Origin of the sequence: Streptomyces sp. NPDC052107, from assembly GCF_040680215.1 — a bacterium.
In the GTDB taxonomy this organism is placed as follows: Bacteria; Actinomycetota; Actinomycetes; order Streptomycetales; family Streptomycetaceae; genus Streptomyces.
Genome location: NZ_JBFAWG010000002.1, coordinates 118,708 through 133,869, shown reverse-complemented (window position 1 = coordinate 133,869; position 15,162 = coordinate 118,708). Strand labels below are relative to the sequence as shown.

Annotated in this window: 15 protein-coding genes; 7 read left to right on the top strand and 8 right to left on the bottom strand. The window is 71.5% G+C overall.

The annotated features are described in order from the left end of the window. Positions 1-180 precede the first annotated feature (180 nt). Positions 181-2,961: a penicillin acylase family protein gene (locus AB0M27_RS02495; RefSeq protein ID WP_365717101.1), complete on the bottom strand. Its 2,781-nt coding sequence runs from the start codon at positions 2,959-2,961 to the stop codon at positions 181-183. 208 nt (positions 2,962-3,169) lie between these two features. Between AB0M27_RS02495 and AB0M27_RS02490 the strand changes: the two genes are divergently transcribed. Further along, positions 3,170-3,772, top strand: coding sequence for a hypothetical protein (locus AB0M27_RS02490; RefSeq protein WP_365717099.1), 603 nt, complete (start codon positions 3,170-3,172; stop codon positions 3,770-3,772). A 119-nt stretch (positions 3,773-3,891) separates the two neighbouring features. After that, the gene (locus AB0M27_RS02485) at positions 3,892-4,620 is read left to right on the top strand and encodes a 3-keto-5-aminohexanoate cleavage protein (RefSeq protein WP_365717097.1); all 729 of its coding nucleotides are present in this window, start codon (positions 3,892-3,894) and stop codon (positions 4,618-4,620) included. Here AB0M27_RS02485 and AB0M27_RS02480 read toward each other — a convergent pair. Next, the gene (locus AB0M27_RS02480) at positions 4,566-5,300 is read right to left on the bottom strand and encodes a hypothetical protein (RefSeq protein ID WP_365717095.1); all 735 of its coding nucleotides are present in this window, start codon (positions 5,298-5,300) and stop codon (positions 4,566-4,568) included. The two genes, AB0M27_RS02485 and AB0M27_RS02480, sit on opposite strands and share 55 nt — an antisense overlap. A gap of 167 nt (positions 5,301-5,467) precedes the next feature. On the opposite strand from AB0M27_RS02480, the gene AB0M27_RS02475 reads away from it, so the two are divergent. Continuing rightward, complete coding sequence (locus AB0M27_RS02475; RefSeq protein WP_365717093.1) at positions 5,468-6,535, top strand: RNA ligase (ATP); 1,068 nt, start codon at positions 5,468-5,470, stop codon at positions 6,533-6,535. Positions 6,536-6,667: 132 nt separating this feature from the next. Here the strand turns inward: AB0M27_RS02475 and soxR are convergent, their stop codons facing one another. Continuing rightward, positions 6,668-7,126: a redox-sensitive transcriptional activator SoxR gene (gene soxR / locus AB0M27_RS02470; protein ID WP_365717091.1), complete on the bottom strand. Its 459-nt coding sequence runs from the start codon at positions 7,124-7,126 to the stop codon at positions 6,668-6,670. Positions 7,127-7,242: 116 nt separating this feature from the next. On the opposite strand from soxR, the gene AB0M27_RS02465 reads away from it, so the two are divergent. Further along, positions 7,243-7,704, top strand: coding sequence for a MaoC family dehydratase (locus tag AB0M27_RS02465; RefSeq protein ID WP_351804079.1), 462 nt, complete (start codon positions 7,243-7,245; stop codon positions 7,702-7,704). A gap of 13 nt (positions 7,705-7,717) precedes the next feature. Here the strand turns inward: AB0M27_RS02465 and AB0M27_RS02460 are convergent, their stop codons facing one another. The 3 genes from AB0M27_RS02460 to AB0M27_RS02450 all read right to left on the bottom strand — a co-directional run bounded on the left by AB0M27_RS02460 (position 7,718) and on the right by AB0M27_RS02450 (position 9,922). Beyond that, positions 7,718-8,341 (bottom strand): TetR/AcrR family transcriptional regulator, encoded by a 624-nt coding sequence (locus AB0M27_RS02460; RefSeq protein ID WP_365717089.1) that lies wholly within the window; start codon positions 8,339-8,341, stop codon positions 7,718-7,720. Positions 8,342-8,414: 73 nt separating this feature from the next. Further along, positions 8,415-8,702 (bottom strand): YiaA/YiaB family inner membrane protein, encoded by a 288-nt coding sequence (locus tag AB0M27_RS02455; RefSeq protein ID WP_365717087.1) that lies wholly within the window; start codon positions 8,700-8,702, stop codon positions 8,415-8,417. 68 nt (positions 8,703-8,770) lie between these two features. After that, positions 8,771-9,922, bottom strand: coding sequence for an acyl-CoA dehydrogenase family protein (locus AB0M27_RS02450; RefSeq protein ID WP_365717516.1), 1,152 nt, complete (start codon positions 9,920-9,922; stop codon positions 8,771-8,773). Positions 9,923-10,025: 103 nt separating this feature from the next. Between AB0M27_RS02450 and AB0M27_RS02445 the strand changes: the two genes are divergently transcribed. The 3 genes from AB0M27_RS02445 to AB0M27_RS02435 all read left to right on the top strand — a co-directional run bounded on the left by AB0M27_RS02445 (position 10,026) and on the right by AB0M27_RS02435 (position 12,608). Further along, a complete protein-coding gene (locus tag AB0M27_RS02445; protein WP_365717085.1) occupies positions 10,026-10,685 on the top strand; it encodes a TetR/AcrR family transcriptional regulator in 660 nt (219 codons plus the stop codon). Positions 10,686-10,726: 41 nt separating this feature from the next. Then, on the top strand, positions 10,727-11,440 hold the full coding sequence (locus tag AB0M27_RS02440; RefSeq protein WP_365717083.1) for a winged helix-turn-helix domain-containing protein: 714 nt from the start codon (positions 10,727-10,729) through the stop codon (positions 11,438-11,440). Between the two features lie 229 nt (positions 11,441-11,669). Beyond that, a complete protein-coding gene (locus tag AB0M27_RS02435) occupies positions 11,670-12,608 on the top strand; it encodes a DMT family transporter (RefSeq protein ID WP_365717081.1) in 939 nt (312 codons plus the stop codon). 33 nt (positions 12,609-12,641) lie between these two features. Here the strand turns inward: AB0M27_RS02435 and AB0M27_RS02430 are convergent, their stop codons facing one another. Beyond that, positions 12,642-13,724, bottom strand: a complete 1,083-nt coding sequence (locus AB0M27_RS02430; protein ID WP_365717079.1) for a Zn-dependent alcohol dehydrogenase — start codon at positions 13,722-13,724, stop codon at positions 12,642-12,644. Positions 13,725-13,739: 15 nt separating this feature from the next. Further along, the gene (locus AB0M27_RS02425) at positions 13,740-15,128 is read right to left on the bottom strand and encodes an aldehyde dehydrogenase family protein (protein WP_365717077.1); all 1,389 of its coding nucleotides are present in this window, start codon (positions 15,126-15,128) and stop codon (positions 13,740-13,742) included. Positions 15,129-15,162 lie beyond the last annotated feature (34 nt).

The following is a 15,162-nucleotide window of genomic DNA, read 5'->3' as shown; positions in this document are numbered from 1 at the left end:
GCCGACGGCCGTTGACCCGCTGATGTCGGCCCACGATCGTTGGCCCACCGGTGTTGGCCAACGGCCGTGGGCTGCAGGCGTTGGCCAACAAGCGTTGACCGAACAGGTGGCGGCCCACCGGTGTTGACTTACCGGCGTTGGCCAACAGCCGTTTGCCAACGCCGGTTTGCCCACACCTGGTCACCGGTGCGACGTGTACTCCACCACCTGCTGGAACGTCGGCCGGTTCTGCCAGCTGATCTTGCCGTGCTTGATGCCGCCCAGGGTGCGCTGGACGATCGAGTCGGCGCACCACTGGTCGCCGGCCGAGCACTGGTCGTCGCCCGGGTAGACCTGGGCCGCGGTCGTCCCGGCCGCCTGGTCGAGGGTGCTGATCAGGGCGTCCCGGCAGGCGCCGAGGCTGCCACCGCCGCAGTACTTCTCGGCGAGGCCGCCCCGCACGTTCTCCCCGAGCACCGCCCGGATGTCCTTGTCGACATAGCTCCACCAGCCGTACTGGAAGGAGCTTCCGGCGTGGGAGCCGGTCGGGCCATGTCCGGCGGACGGGGCCTCGTCCACGGGGATGTTGTTGGTGATCGCGCTGTACAGATCACTGCCGAGGCCCGGTTCGAACTCCGCCTTGACCAACAGCGGCCACCAGGCGTCCAGGATGCGGATCGCGTCGGCGTCAGCGTAGGCCTTCGATCCGGCCGACGTCTCCGTGCGCTTGGCGCCCGCGCTCACCCACGCCTGCAGCTTGCTCACCGCCGCGGCGGCCGTGGAGTCGGTCACCGGCGAGGAGTCGATCACCTTGAGCAGCTTCGGCAGCACGTCCTCGGCGCGCAGGTCGGCGACGGCCGCGTCCGCCATGGCCTGCACCAGCTTCGTACGGGTCACCCCGCCGGCCGCGACCAGCTTCTTCACCCGGTCCTGAAGCAGATTGCCCCGGTGCACGGACCCGTCGCCCCAGGAGGCGGTCGTGTAGTCCTTGGCCTGCTTGTTGTTCCAGGAGATGTAGTAGTCCTGGTCGATGGAGTTGGGGTGGGCGGAGGGCGGGGTGTAGTCGGCCGTGTTGGTGGCCGGGTCCCAGTTCTGCCACTCGTACGCCGGCTGCGCCCAGACCGGGAACTCGGTGTCGACGCCGGCCGCCCGGACCGGGTTGTCACCGCTGTTGTAGTACGCGGTGTGCTGGGAGTCGGCGTAGAACCAGTTGAAGGTGTAGTTGATGTGCTGGGCCGCGCTCTGGAAGTCCTTGGGGCCCTTGACGTAGTCCGGGTCGTTCAGCATCTGGAAGCCGATGATCGAGTCGGCCTCGTGCAGATACGAGGACCGCAGTGTGGTGTAGGCGACCTTCTTGCCGCCGACGGTCGCGCGGTACTCCACCGGGCCGTACTTCGTCCGCCACGCCCGCATGGTGTACGACCCCGCCGGCGTGCTGTCGGCCGTGGTCGGCGACCAGGAGTTCTTCTGCTCGACCTTGTCCATGGCCGTACAGGTGCCGTGGTACAGGTAGTGGTAGTCGTCCTGGCACAGTTCGACGGCGTAGGTGTCGATGATGTCCTGGCCGGAGGTGGTCGCGCTCCAGGAGTAGTCCTGGCCGCGGCCGAGTTCGACGTACATGCTCAGGCCCGCGAAGGAGGCGCCGCGGGCGCTGATGCCCGGGCCCTGGATCTCCTGGAGCATGAGCAGCTGCGGGGCGAAGTAGCCGGTCTGCGGTCCGAAGACGGCGATCGGGTGACCGCTGGCGGTGTACTTGCCGCTGACCACGAGCGCGTTGGACATCCCGCGCTTGGCGGAGCCGAGCGTGGTCTTCGCTGCGGTGGCGGAGGTGCTCTTGGCGGCCGCGGTGGCCGCGCTCCCCGTACGGTCGTAGACCAGCGGTTCCTGGGTGACCGAGCCGGCGTCGGGGAGGGCCTCGCCCTTGGCGTCGGCCGGCTCGGTGCCGTACGGGAAGCTCGTGCCGTCGTGGACGGTCAGGGCGGCCTCGGGGTCGTTGCGCTCGCGGAAGGACTCCCAGACCTTGGTGCCCTCCTCGACGCCGTACTTCTGCTGGGCGGCGAGCAGGGAGAGGGCGTTGTTGACCTCGCCACCGCCACCGGAACCGAACAGCGAGCCGATGACGGAGGCCAGCGCCACGAGGTCGGTGACCTTGAAGTGCTCGATGGTGCCTGCGTTGGTGATCGGGTCCTTGTGGCCGGTCAGGTCGTACTCGCCGGGGAAGTAACGGCCGCTGTCGGAGGCGTCGATGTAGGCGTTGACGCCGTCGAGGTAGGCCTTGACGTCGGCCAGGGCCTGCTGGCCGCGGGCGCCGTTGTTCGCGACGGCGTTGTCGATCTGCGCCTGCAGGTCGGCCTCGGTGTAGGGCGCGTTGCGGTAGAACTCCTGCTCCAGGCCCTGGTTGGCGGCCGCGCCGCCGGCGAAGGAGGTCAGCTGGCCGCGGCCGACGTGCCGGAAGACGTCCATCAGCCACAGCCGGTCCTCGGCCGCCGCGTAACCGGCTCCGTACTCGGTGCCGTACCGGGTGGTGCCTGTGATGTGCGGCACACCGGTCTTCTTGTCCCGGACGATCGTCACGTCACCGCGACCGCCCGGCTTCTCGCTGGAGGCGACCTGGTCGGACGGGACGCCGAAGGAGGCGTCGTTGAAGAAGTTGTTGATGGTGGAGTCGGTCAGGCCCGAGTAGCCGGTGGCCAGGCTGGCGTACGGGCCGAGCTGGTCCTCGGCGTGCGAGGGCTGGGTGCCGAAGGCCTGGTTGAGCAGGATCTGGGCGAGGGTGGCGTTGCCGTTCTCGCCGGGCGGCAGGATGTCCGAGCACTGGCCGCCGCAGTAGTCGTTCGAGGCGGTGGCGGCGGCCGCGGTCTGGGTGAGGGGGGAGAGAAGTCCGGCGACGAGAGCGCATATCGACGCCGTCTTCAGGAACCCGGAGAAGCGGCGGGACGTTCTCAGTCTGTCAAGGGTGGTACGTGGGGTTCGCCGTGGCATGGCAGCTCCTAGCGACAGAGGTGGCCGAACGTTACCGCCGGTATCCCCAGCTTTAAAGATGAACATGCGTCACTTTCCGGAGTACGCAAGCAGAACCACGAGAAGAGATGGAGCCGAATCGCCTGTCGATACGTCTATTCGGCGACGTCCGTGCGACGACGCCGAAGTGACCGAAGTACAGGTGCAGGTGTGACGGAGGTGCAGGGCGATGGCAGGTTTCCGGAGTCTGGCGAGACAGGTACGCGATCCGGGCTGCGATCTGGCACTGCGGCGGTACTCACTGCGCAAGTGCCTTGAGAAGTTCGCCCCTTACGGGCATCGGGCGACCTGGGACCATCTGTGCTCCCGGGCGGGCTTCGGCCCCGAGGACCGCTCCCCCGACCCGGCGCGGCTCGTGGCCGCACTAAAGGAACTGGAGGAGGCGCGGTCCGTCTGGCTCGCCTATGAGACCGACTTCACCGAGCGGCGCAGGAAGGAGAAGCACGACGGGCTGCGCCGGCCGGGCAGCGTGGACGACTGGCACCGGCTGACCTGGGGGGGCTTCGGGGTCGCCTGGTGCGACGACCCGCGGCTCCACCCCGACGAGCCGCTGGCCGAGGTGCTGCGCCGGCTGATCGCCGCCCTGGAGCGGGAACCGGGCTCGGGCTGCCCGGTGTGCGGCGGGCACCGCCTGGTCTGGCGGTACGGCCTGGACCACGAGCCGTCGTCCGGCCCGGTCTGCACGGACTGCGGCATCCTCGTGCCGCGTCCTGTGCTCACGCCGCGTGCGCTGGAGTTCGCCCGCCGGGGGGCGTTGCTGATGTCGGCCTGAGCGGCCGCGGCATTGCAACGGGGGGTTTCTTGGGGGCGTGCAGGGGATGCCGCGCCCCCTGCTGTGCGGCGACCGCGGAGACCGCGGCCGTTGTCGGTGGTGGCTGGCACCATCGGGGCATGGTGCAGGTGTGTCTCAACGGAAGCCGTTCGGCCGCTGAAGGCGCGGTGCTGCCGATGTCGCCCGGGGAGATGGCCCGTTCCGCGGCGAAGGCCGCGGCGGCCGGCGCCACCTCGGTCCATGTCCATCCGAAGACGCCGTGCGGGCACGACAGCCTCTCCCCACGTGTCCTCGCCCCGACGCTGGAGGCGATGCGGGCGCGCGTGCGGGTGCCGGTCGGGGTGACCACCGGTGCCTGGGCGGAGCCCGATCCGGCAGCGAGGCTCGCCCGGGTGCGCGGCTGGTCCGTGCTGCCCGACTTCGCCTCGGTCAACTGGCATGAGCCGGGCGCCGAAGCGGTCGCCGAGCAGCTCCTCGCCATGGGCGTGGGCGTCGAGGCGGGCATCTGGTCCGGCACCGACGGCGCGGCCCGGTTCGCGGCCTCTTCTCTCGGGCCGAGGGTGCTGCGCGTGCTGGCGGAGGTGACCGACCCGGATCCGGCGACCGCCGAGGCCTCGGCGCGGGCGCTGCTGGCCGAGCTGGGCACCGCCCACGGCCGGCCGGTGCTCCTGCACGGCGAGGAGGGCGGCACCTGGCCGGTGCTGCGGCTGGCCGGACGGCTGGGCCTCGCCGCCCGGATCGGTCTGGAGGACACCCTGTTCCTGCCGGACGGTCAACGGGCGGCGGGAAACGCTCAGTTGGTCGCGGAGGGACTGGTCCAGTACGGGTCGTTCCAGCGCTCGTCGTAGGGCAGCCCGACCAGCCGGGCACGGATCGCCAGATCCGGCTCTCCCTGGGCGCGCAGCCGCTCGGGGGCGTGCCGGGCGAGCCAGGACTGGGCCTCGGCGACGGCGACGGCCTGGTCCTGGGGCTCCCACCAGGTGAACGGCCAGTCATCGGTGACCAGCTCGTACAGCCAGGAGCGGGCACAGGCGACGAGGTGGGCGTCGGCGACCGGACCGGGCTCCCACCGGTCGAGCAGCGGGGTCATCGTGCGCAGGATCGAGGCGCAGGTCTCGAAGACGTGCTCGGCGCTGTACGGCGGCTCGGGCGAAGCGAGCACCTCCTGCCACCAGGCGAGCATGAACGCCTCGACGGCCGAGGCCTGCTCCGCCGGCCAGGACCGCCAGTCCACGCGGCTCAGCCCGTGCGGCGCCCAGCCGACGTCGTCCAGGGTGCCGTCCACCATCGCGTGCGCGCACTGGGGCAGCAGGCGCCGCATCACGGCGGCGTGGTCCTCGAAGTGGTCCGGCACCTTGCGGACGAAGCGGCTCAGCAGGCCGGCCGGGAGACGGGTGTAGGGCGTGCGCAGATACGCCGTCTCCTCCGGCGCGAAACAGCGCTCGCACCCTACCTCGGTGGGGCTGGAGAAGCCGTTGAACACGGTGTCGATGTCCGCGAGGGCGGCGTCAAGGGCGGGCGTGGACATGGGAGTGGGCTCCCGTCGGTACTCCGCGCACGGCGTCGCCGCCGGCCGAAGATCGCGACGCTACCAGCCGCTAATCCGCTGGCTCCACCGATTTCCGCTGCGGAGAGTGGGACGTGATGAAACACGTCTGAGGGCCGTCAACGCGCCCATTCGTACCAGGAGTTGTGATGTCGACGCTGCGCGTCACCGCCGAAGTGCTGACCGTCCACGAGCATCCGAACGCCGACGCGCTGGAGCTGGCCCAGGTGGGCTTGTACCGAGCCGTCGTCGCCAAGGGCGCGTACCGCACCGGTGAGGCCGCCATCTACATCCCCGAGCAGTCCGTGCTCCCGCCCGATCTGGTCGAGGAGCTGGGTCTGACCGGACGGCTGGCGGGCGGCGAGGCCAACCGGGTCAAGGCGGTCCGGCTGCGTGGCGAGCTGTCGCAGGGCATCGTGTGCCGGCCGAAGGCGCTGGCGGACGTGGACCTGGCGCGGGCGGCGGCCGAGGGGACGGACTTCGCCGGGCGGCTGGGCATCACCAAGTGGGTGCCGCCGATCCCGCCGACCATGAACGGCGAGGTGGAGTCCGCTCCGGACCTGCTGCCGTGGGTCGACATCGAGAACATCCAGCGCTACCCGGAGATCTTCACCCCGGGTGAGCCGGTCGTCCTGACCGAGAAGCTCCACGGCTCGGCCTGCCTGCTGACGTATGCCGCCGACGAGGGACGGGCGTTCGTGTCCTCCAAGGGCTTCGGCGCCAAGTCGCTGGCCCTGAAGGAGGATCCGCGGAACCTGTACTGGCGGGCGATCCGGGGACACGGCGTCGCGGAGGCGGCGGCCCGGCTGGCCGAGCGGCTCGGGGCACGCCGGGTCGGCATCTTCGGGGAGGTGTACGGCGCGGGGGTGCAGGACCTGTCGTACGGCGCCGACGGGCGGCGGGACACGCTGGGGTACGCGGCGTTCGACGTCTCGGCGGACGTGGACGGCACCGTGCGCTGGCTGGCCGCGGCGGAACTGCTGGAAGGGGAGCTGCCCGTGGTGCCTCGGCTGTACGCGGGGCCGTACGACATCGACCGGGTGCTGGAGTTCGCGAGCGGCCGGGAGACGGTGTCCGGGCGTGGGCTGCATCTGCGGGAGGGCGTGGTGATACGGCCCGCCGTGGAGCGGTACAGCGCGGTGACGGGGGGCCGGGCGATCGCGAAGGCGGTGAGCCCGGCGTACCTGACGCGCAAGGGTGGCACCGAGTACGAGTGAGGCGACGGCGCAGCAGTTCCGCAAGGGGCGCTGGGCTGTGTCGATGTGCGGCTCCGCAGGGTGGGCGCGAGGCCGGCCGCAACGCGCCCGCACTCGGCAGGCCGCCGTACTGACCTCCCCGGCAGCCGAACCTCAGCGCCCCTCTGCGAACAGCCGCGACCCCGTCAGCCGCTCGCCGAACACGTCGTCCGGGTTGGACAGGACACAGGTCTCCAGGGACAGACACCCGCAGCCGATGCAGTCGGTGAGGTGGTCGCGCAGACGGTTCAGCTGCTTGATGCGTTCGTCGAGCTCCGACCGCCACTTCTCCGACAGCCGCGCCCAGTCCTCCCGGGTCGGTGTCCGTTCCTCGGGAAGCTCGGCCAGGGCGTCCCGGATCGTGGACAGCGGGATGCCGACCCGCTGCGCGGCCCGCACGAAGGCGACCCGGCGCAGGGTGTCGCGGCCGTACCGGCGCTGGTTGCCGGGCGTGCGGCGGCTGCTGATCAGGCCCTTGGACTCGTAGAAGTGCAGGGCGGAGACGGCGGCGCCGCTGCGCGCGGACAACTGGCCGACGGTCAGCTCGTGGATCTTCTCGGGGATCTGGGGCACCCCTCAGAGCGTAGTCGCCCGGTACCGGCCGGGATCCGTTGACAGGCGCCCCTCACCCGACCATGCTAAGCAGTTGCTTAGAGACGTGAGCGGTACGCGAGCGAGAGGCCGGAACCATGGCAGAACCGAGGACCTTCACCTCCCCCGACGAGCTGAGGGCGGCCGTCGGCGAGCAGCTGGGGTACACCGACTGGCTGGAGGTCGACCAGAAGCGCATCGACCTGTTCGCCGAGGCCACCGGCGACCACCAGTGGATCCACGTGGACCCGGAGAAGGCCGCCGCGGGCCCCTTCGGGACGACCATCGCCCACGGCTATCTCACACTCTCCCTGCTCCCGCTCTTCGGCCCGCAGCTGATCCGGGTCGAGGGCGTGAAGATGGGCGTGAACTACGGCACCAACAAGGTCCGCTTCCCCTCCCCCGTCCCCGTCGGCTCCCGGCTGCGTGCCACCGCGACGATCAGCGGCGTCGAGGACGTCACCGGCGGTGTGCAGGTGACGGTCGCCTTCACCGTGGAGCGCGAGGGCGGCGACAAGCCGGTGTGCGTCGCGGAGTCGGTGTCCCGGTACTACCTGTGACCCGGTGGGCGCCCTACTTGGCGCCCACCATCCGGAGCACGAGGTCGGCGTAGAGCGTGCCGACCTCCTCGGGGGTGAACGGGCCGTCCACGTTGAACCAGCGGGCCACGTCGATGCACAGCGACAGCACGGCGAGGGTGGTGCCCTGCACGTCCAGCACGTCGAACTCGTCCGAGGCCACGCCGTCCTCGATGATCCCGCGCACCTCTGCGTCGACCTGGCGGCGCAGCGCGACGATCTCGGCGCGGGCCTCGGGACCGAGGGCGTCGAGTTCGTACTGTACGACCCGGGCGGTGGTGCGCCGCCCCGCGTGCCAGCGGACGAAGGAGCCGACCGCGTCGGCCAGCCGCTCGGTGGCGGTGCCCTCGCGCCGGGCGGCCGTGCGCAGGATGTCGAGGGCCTTGTCGTGGCCGATGCGGCTGATCCGGTGGAGCAGCTCTTCCTTGGTCTTGTAGTGGATGTAGAGAGCGGCCGGGCTCATGCCGGCGCGGCCCGCGATGTCGCGGGTGGTCGTCGCGTGGTACCCGCGCTCGGCGAAGGCCTCCACGGCGGCGACGAGCAGCCGCCGGGCCGCGTCCGGGGTGACCTCTTCCCACGGCTCCACTTCGCCGCCGGTCGTCTCCTCCGCCGTACTCATCGCTCGCTCGCCCCTCTCGGTGACAGGAGCACCACCATACCGCCGTCGGTGAGCGAGCGCTTAGTGCGCCTGCTCAGATCTTCTCGAAGGGGTCGTGCTCGGCGAGGAGCTTCTCCAGGCGTGCCTGGTCGACGCGGCTCACGATCTGCCCCGCCTCCTGCCGGTCCCTGATCACCTTGGCGAGGGTGAAGGCGGAGGTGACGAGGTACAGCACCGCGATGGCGAGGAAGGCCCGGACCCATGCGTCGGTGTCGAGCTGGTAGATGCCGACGGTGGTGGCCGACATGGCGACCGCGAAGGAGGCGACGGCCTGGCCGTAGAAGGCGGCCGTGCTCTGCTGCTTGACCGGTGTGTCACTCATGGAGAAGAGCATCGGCGGACGTGGTCCACGCCACATCCGCCGAAGTACTCAGGTGCGTACTCAGATGCTCAGAACGCCGAAACCCCGGTCAGGGAACGGCCGATGAGCAGCTTCTGGATCTGGCTGGTGCCCTCGTAGAGGGTCATCACGCGGGCGTCGCGAAGGAGTTTGCCGGCCGGGTACTCGTCGATGTAGCCGTAACCGCCGAAGACCTGCAGGGCGTTGTTGGCGGCGCGGACGGCGGCCTCGGAGGCGAACAGCTTGGCCTTGGCGGACTCGACGGCGAACGGCTGACCGCGGTCGATCAGATCGGCGACGCGCCACGTGAGCAGCCGGGCGGCGTCCACGTCGACGGCGATGTCGCTGATCAGCTCCTGCACCAGCTGGTGGCGGGCGATCGGCTTGCCGAACTGCTCGCGCTCACCGGCGTACCGCACCGCCGCGTCCAGCGCGGCCTGGGCGATGCCGACGCAGCCCGCGGCCACCGACATCCGCCCCTTGGCCAGTGCGGACATGGCCACGGAGAAGCCCTTGCCCTCCTCGCCGAGCATCGCCGACGCGGGCACCCGCACGTCCTCCAGGACGAGTTCGGCGGTGGCCTGGCCGCGCAGGCCGAGCTTGCCGTGGATGGTGCGGCGGGTCAGACCGGGGGTGTCGGTGGGCACGAGGAAGGCGGAGACGCCCTTGTGGCCGGGGGCGTCGGTGGAGCGGGCGAAGAGGAGGACGACGTCGGCCCAGGTGCCGTTGGTGATGAACATCTTCGCGCCGTTGATGACGTAGTCGTCGCCGTCGCGCACGGCGCGGGTGGTGAGGTTGCCCGCGTCGGAGCCGGTGCCGGGCTCGGTGAGGCCGAAGCAGCCGACGTACTCGCCCGCGGTCAGCCCCCGCAGCCAGCGCCGCTTCTGCTCCTCGTCACCCCAGGCGCCGATCGTCTTGGCGACGAGCCCGAGGGACACGGACACGATCCCGCGCACGGAGGAGTCGCCGCGCCCCAGCTCCTCGGTGACCAGGCAGTACGCGAGATGGTCGCCGCCGGAGCCGCCGTACTCCTCCTCGATGGTCAGACCCAGGAAGCCGACCCCGCCGAGCTTCTTCACGATCCCCCGGTCGACCTCCTCGGCCCGGTCCCATGCCACGACATGCGGGGCGATCTCGCGCTCCACGAAGTCCCGGGCGAGCTGCCGTACGGCGGCCTGCTCCTCGCTCAGCTCCAGGTTCACCACGTGATCACCCCACAGAGAAAGGATCCGTCCAACGGATCTTGAAAGCCGTACATTTAAATTAGCACTGCTAGTTTACGGCCGCAGCCCTACTATGTGCGCCATGGCCCGACCGCGCAAGCCCCTCCTCAGTACCGACCGGATCGTCGAGACGGCCCGGGACCTCGTGGACCGGGAGGGCCTGGCGACCGTCTCCACTCGTCGGCTCGCCGCCGAACTGGGCGTGAGCGGGCCCTCGCTCTACAACCACTTCCGCACCAAGGACGAGATCCTGGAGGCGGTCGCCGACTCGGTGAGCGGTCTTGTCGATCTGTCGATGTTCGAGGACGGCCGGGACTGGCGGACCGCGCTGCACGACTGGGCCGTCTCCTACCGGGCCGCCCTGCGCGACCACCCGAACATCGTCCCGGTCCTGGCGCGGGGTCCCGGGCGCCGCCCTGCCGCACTGCGTCTGGCCGACGCCGTGTACGGCGCGATGGTCGACGCCGGCTGGCCGCCGGCCCAGGCGACCTCCATCGGCGCGCTGATGCGGTACTTCATCATGGGCTCCGCGCTCGGTTCGTTCGCCGGGGGGTTCGTGGACGACGCGAGCGCGTACGACCCCGCCGACTATCCCCACCTGGGGCAGGCCCATCTGCTCGCCGAGCAGCAGGAGAGGATCGACGAGCGGGCCTTCGAGACCGGCCTGACGGCGCTGCTGGACGGGCTGGCGCAGCAGTACGAGCAGGTACGGCAGCAGGTACAGCAGGGCGTGCAGCGATAATTCGGTGGGGGCCGAAGTGTCCGTGCCCCATGCTGGACGGCATGACCGCCAAGGATCCGCAGGCGGCCGGCCTGGCCGCGCTCGCCTCCCTGATCGCCGACGAGACGCGGGCCGCGTGTCTGCTGGCGCTGCTCGACGGGCGGGCCTGGACGGCCGGTGAGCTGGCCCGGCGCGCTGGGGTCGCCGCGTCGACGCTCAGCGAGCACCTGGGCAAGCTGGTGGCCGGCGGCCTGCTCGCGGAGGAACGGCAGGGGCGGCACCGGTATGTGCGACTGGCGGACGCGCGGGTGGCGGCACTCGTCGAGGATCTCGCCGCGCATGTGCCTCCGGCGGCTGTACGGCGGCCTCCTCGCAGCCTGCGTGAGTCGAGTGCCGGGTCGGCCATGGCTCGGGGGCGTACCTGTTACGACCATCTCGCGGGGCGGCTCGGGATCGCGGTCACCGATGCGCTGACCCTCCGGGGGTTGCTGCGGCAGGACACCGGGTTCGCGCTCACGGACGCGGGCGTGGAGTGGTTCCGCGCGGCGGGGATCGCCCTCGAGGTTTCGGGTCGGCGTCCGCTGGCCCGGGCGTGCCTGGACTGGACCGAGCGGCGGCCTCATCTCGCGGGGGCGGCGGGGGCCGCGCTGTGCCGGCATGCGCTGGATGCGGGGTGGTGCGTGCGGATCGGGTCGGAGCGGGCGGTGAAGGTGACTCCGTCGGGGGAGCGGGAGTTGTCGGCGCTGCTGGGTATCTCGCGGGAAGAGCTGTGCTGATGGCGGCTACGGGGTGGGGCGTGCTCTCGCCTGCCGGGTGCGGGTCCGCTGTGGCCGTTCGCGCCCACGCGGTGGAGCCGCATAGCGACACAGCCCCGCGCCCCTTACGGGCGCTTCCCGCCGTCGCAGCCTGCGCCGACAAGCGTCCCCACGCCCGCCCGGCCGCAGCACCGGGACCCTGTCCGATTTCCGCCAGCCCAGGCAACGACCGATACCCAACCTCGGGAGCATGATGAACGCCGCCCCACGTCACCACCTGCTGCCCGCCGGCGCAGCCGTCGTCACCGTCGTCCTCTGGGCGTCGGCCTTCGTGGCGATCCGGAGTGCGGGGCAGGAGTACTCCCCCGGCGCGCTTGCTTTGGGACGGCTGGCTTCGGGTGCCCTCGCGCTGTGTGTCATCTGGGCCATACGCCGGGAAGGGCTGCCGCCCAGGGCCGCCTGGCGCGGCATCCTGCTCTCCGGACTGCTGTGGTTCGGGTTCTACATGGTCGCCCTGAACTGGGGCGAGCAGCAGGTGGACGCCGGTACCGCCGCCCTCGTCGTGAACGTCGGCCCGCTGCTGATCGCCCTGCTCGGCGCACGGCTGCTCGGTGATCCGATGCCACTGCGGCTGCTGGCCGGAATGGCCGTGTCGTTCGCGGGCGCGGTGACCGTGGGGCTGTCGATGTCGGGCGGCGGCCGCAACTCCGTACTCGGCGTGCTGCTGTGCCTGCTCGCCGCCGTGGCGTACGCCTCCGGTGTCGTCGCGCAGAAGCCGGCCCTGGGGCACGCGAGTGCCCTGCAGGTGACGACGTTCGGGTGCCTGGTCGGCGCCGTGGCCTGTCTGCCGTTCGCCGGGCAGCTGGCGCACGAGGTCGCCCACGCGCCCGCGTCGGCGACCCTGAACATGGTCTACCTGGGCGTCTTCCCGACCGCCCTGGCCTTCACGACCTGGGCCTACGCCCTCGCCCGCACGACCGCCAGCCGGATGGGCGTGACGACGTACGCCGTGCCCGCGCTGGTGGTGCTGATGTCGTGGCTGGTGCTCGGCGAGGTACCGGGCGTGCTCACGCTGGGCGGTGGTGTGCTGTGCCTCGCGGGCGTGGCGGTGTCGCGGTCCCGGGCCCGTGGTGGCCGGACGGTCCGGGTCGCGGCCGGTGAGGAGCCGCGACCCGAGAAGGTCACCTGAGCCGCCGTACCGGCCGGCGGCGGGCGACCGGCGTCAGAACACCACCAGCGCCCGGCCTCCCTTGCCCGCGAGCATGTTCTCGAAGGCGGCCGGGATGCCCTCCAGCGCGATCCGTTCCGTCACCAGCGCGGAGAGGTCCAGGCGGCCTTCCCGCACGTGCTCGGCGAGCACCGGCACATCGCGGGCGGGGTCCGTGTTGCCGTAGACGCAGCCGGACAGGGTGCGGCCCCAGTGGAAGATCTCCAGGGCGTTGAACGTGACCTCCTGGTCCTTGCCGCCGATGCCGACGACCGTGGTACGGCCGCCCCGACGGGTGGAGTCCCAGGCCGCGCGGATCGACATCGCGCGGCCCACGCACTCCACGGCGACGTCCACGCCCTGTTTGCCGGTGAGGGCGCGGATCTCCCGGGGAGTGTTCTCGGAGGCGAGGACGTAGTCCGTGGCGCCGGCCGCGCGGGCCAGTTCCTCCTTCTCCGGGGAGACGTCGACGGCGATGATCCGGGACGCGCCCGCGATGCGGGCCGACTGGAGGGTGGCGAGGCCGACTCCGCCCGCGCCGAAGACGGCGACCGTCTCGCCCGGGCGGACCTTCGCCGAGTGGTGGACGGCGCCGTAGCCGGTGAGGACGGCGCAGCCGAGGAGGGCGGCGTCCACCAGCGGCACGCCCTCCGGGAGGGGCAGCACGCAGGACGCGGAGACGACCGTCTCCTCGGCGAACGCGGCCACGTTCAGACCGGGGTGCAGGTCGGTGCCGTCGGTGGTGCGGGCGTAGACGTCGGCGGCGCCGTTCAGGGCGTTGGCGCACAGCCAGACCTCGCCGAGCGCGCAGGCGTGGCAACTCCCGCAGGACGGGGCCCAGTTGAGGACGACGGGGTCGCCCTCGGCGACATGGGTGACGCCCTCGCCCACGGCCACGACCGTGCCGGCGCCCTCGTGGCCGAGGACGGCCGGGACCGGGACGCGCATGGTGCCGTTGGACAGGGACAGGTCGGAGTGGCAGACGCCGGCGGCGGCGAGGCGGACCCGGACCTGTCCGGGGCCCGGGTCGGGCAGGTCGATGCCGGTGATCTCCAGGGGTGCGCCGATGGCGGGCAGGACGGCGGCTCGTACGGCCATGGGTCGCGTACTTCCTTAGAACTGGAGGGACTTGGTCTGGAGGTACTCGGTCAGTCCGTGCGCGCCAAGTTCCCGGCCGACTCCGGACTGCTTGTAGCCGCCGAAGGGGGCGCGGGGGTTGAACCGGCCGCCGTTGATGTCGACCTGGCCGGTGTCCATGCGCCGGGCGAAGGCCACCGCCTCGGCGTCATCACCGGCCCAGACGGCGCCGGCGAGGCCGTACACCGTGCCGTTGGCGATGCGCAGGGCGTCCTCCTCGTCCGCGTAGCGGAGGATGGACAGGACCGGACCGAAGATCTCCTCCTGGGCGATGGTCATGTCCGGAGTCACGTCGGCGAAGACCGTGGGGCTGATGAAGTAGCCCTTGTCCTGCGGGGATTCGGGGCCGCCGGCGACCAGGCGGGCACCCTCGGCGATGCCCTTCTCGATGTAGCCGCGCACCCGGGACTGCTGCTTGGCGTTGACCACGGGGCCGATGCGGTCGCCGTACTTGGCGGCGGCAGCGGCGGCCAGCTCGACGGCCTCGTCGTACTGGTCGCGGTGAACCAGCATGCGGGTCCAGGCGCTGCAGGTCTGGCCGGAGTTGGACATCACGTTGGCGACACCGACATTGACGGCCTTGGCGAGGTCGGCGCTCGGCAGGATGACGTTGGCGGACTTGCCGCCGAGTTCGAGGGCCACCTTCTTGACGGCCGCGCCCGCCACCGCGCCGATCTGCCGGCCGACCGCCGTGGAGCCGGTGAAGGAGACCAGGTCCACGCCCGGGTGCTCGGCGAGCGCCTGTCCGGCGACCGGGCCGAGGCCGGTGACCAGGTTGAACACACCGGCCGGCACGCCCGCCTCATGGACGGCCTCGGCGAACAGCCGGGCGGTGAGCGGGGTGTCCTCGGCGGGCTTGAGGACCACCGTGCAGCCCGCGGCGAGCGCCGGGGCGACCTTGGCGACGATCTGGTGCAGGGGGTAGTTCCAGGGGGTGATCGCGGCGACCACGCCGATCGGCTCGTGCAGGACCGTGGAGTTGCCGACCTTCTCCTCGAAGGAGTGGGTCGCGGCCAGCTCTGCGTAGGAGCCGGCGACCGCGATCGGCACCGCCGCGTGCACGGCCTGGGAGAACTGCAGCGGGGCGCCCAGTTCGGCGGTGACCGTCTCGGCGATCTCGTCCTTGCGTGCCACGAGGACGTCACGGAGGGCGGTGAGTCGCGCGGCGCGCTCGGCCGGCGGCGTGGCGGCCCAGGCGGGCAGGGCGGCGCGGGCCGCGCGTACGGCGCTGTCGACGTCCAGGGCGCCGCCCGCCGGGACCCTGGCGATGACCTGCTCGTCGGCCGGGTTCACGACCTCGATGACATCCGGGCTCTCGGCGGGGCGCCAGGCGCCGTCGATGTACAGGCCGTCGTGTGCCTTCATGGTGCTTCCTCCCGGCGGGTCCGCGTCGTCCGGA

Coding starts and splice junctions, on each gene's coding strand:
- AB0M27_RS02485 (WP_365717097.1), top strand. CDS start 3,892: ATGGTGCAGGTGTGTCTCAACGGAAGCCGTTCGGCCGCTGAAGGCGCG.
- AB0M27_RS02475 (WP_365717093.1), top strand. CDS start 5,468: ATGTCGACGCTGCGCGTCACCGCCGAAGTGCTGACCGTCCACGAGCAT.
- AB0M27_RS02460 (WP_365717089.1), bottom strand. CDS start 8,341: ATGAGTACGGCGGAGGAGACGACCGGCGGCGAAGTGGAGCCGTGGGAA.
- AB0M27_RS02435 (WP_365717081.1), top strand. CDS start 11,670: ATGATGAACGCCGCCCCACGTCACCACCTGCTGCCCGCCGGCGCAGCC.
- AB0M27_RS02425 (WP_365717077.1), bottom strand. CDS start 15,128: ATGAAGGCACACGACGGCCTGTACATCGACGGCGCCTGGCGCCCCGCC.
- AB0M27_RS02490 (WP_365717099.1), top strand. CDS start 3,170: ATGGCAGGTTTCCGGAGTCTGGCGAGACAGGTACGCGATCCGGGCTGC.
- AB0M27_RS02430 (WP_365717079.1), bottom strand. CDS start 13,724: ATGGCCGTACGAGCCGCCGTCCTGCCCGCCATCGGCGCACCCCTGGAG.
- AB0M27_RS02495 (WP_365717101.1), bottom strand. CDS start 2,961: ATGCCACGGCGAACCCCACGTACCACCCTTGACAGACTGAGAACGTCC.
- AB0M27_RS02445 (WP_365717085.1), top strand. CDS start 10,026: ATGGCCCGACCGCGCAAGCCCCTCCTCAGTACCGACCGGATCGTCGAG.
- AB0M27_RS02465 (WP_351804079.1), top strand. CDS start 7,243: ATGGCAGAACCGAGGACCTTCACCTCCCCCGACGAGCTGAGGGCGGCC.
- AB0M27_RS02480 (WP_365717095.1), bottom strand. CDS start 5,300: ATGTCCACGCCCGCCCTTGACGCCGCCCTCGCGGACATCGACACCGTG.
- AB0M27_RS02440 (WP_365717083.1), top strand. CDS start 10,727: ATGACCGCCAAGGATCCGCAGGCGGCCGGCCTGGCCGCGCTCGCCTCC.
- AB0M27_RS02455 (WP_365717087.1), bottom strand. CDS start 8,702: ATGAGTGACACACCGGTCAAGCAGCAGAGCACGGCCGCCTTCTACGGC.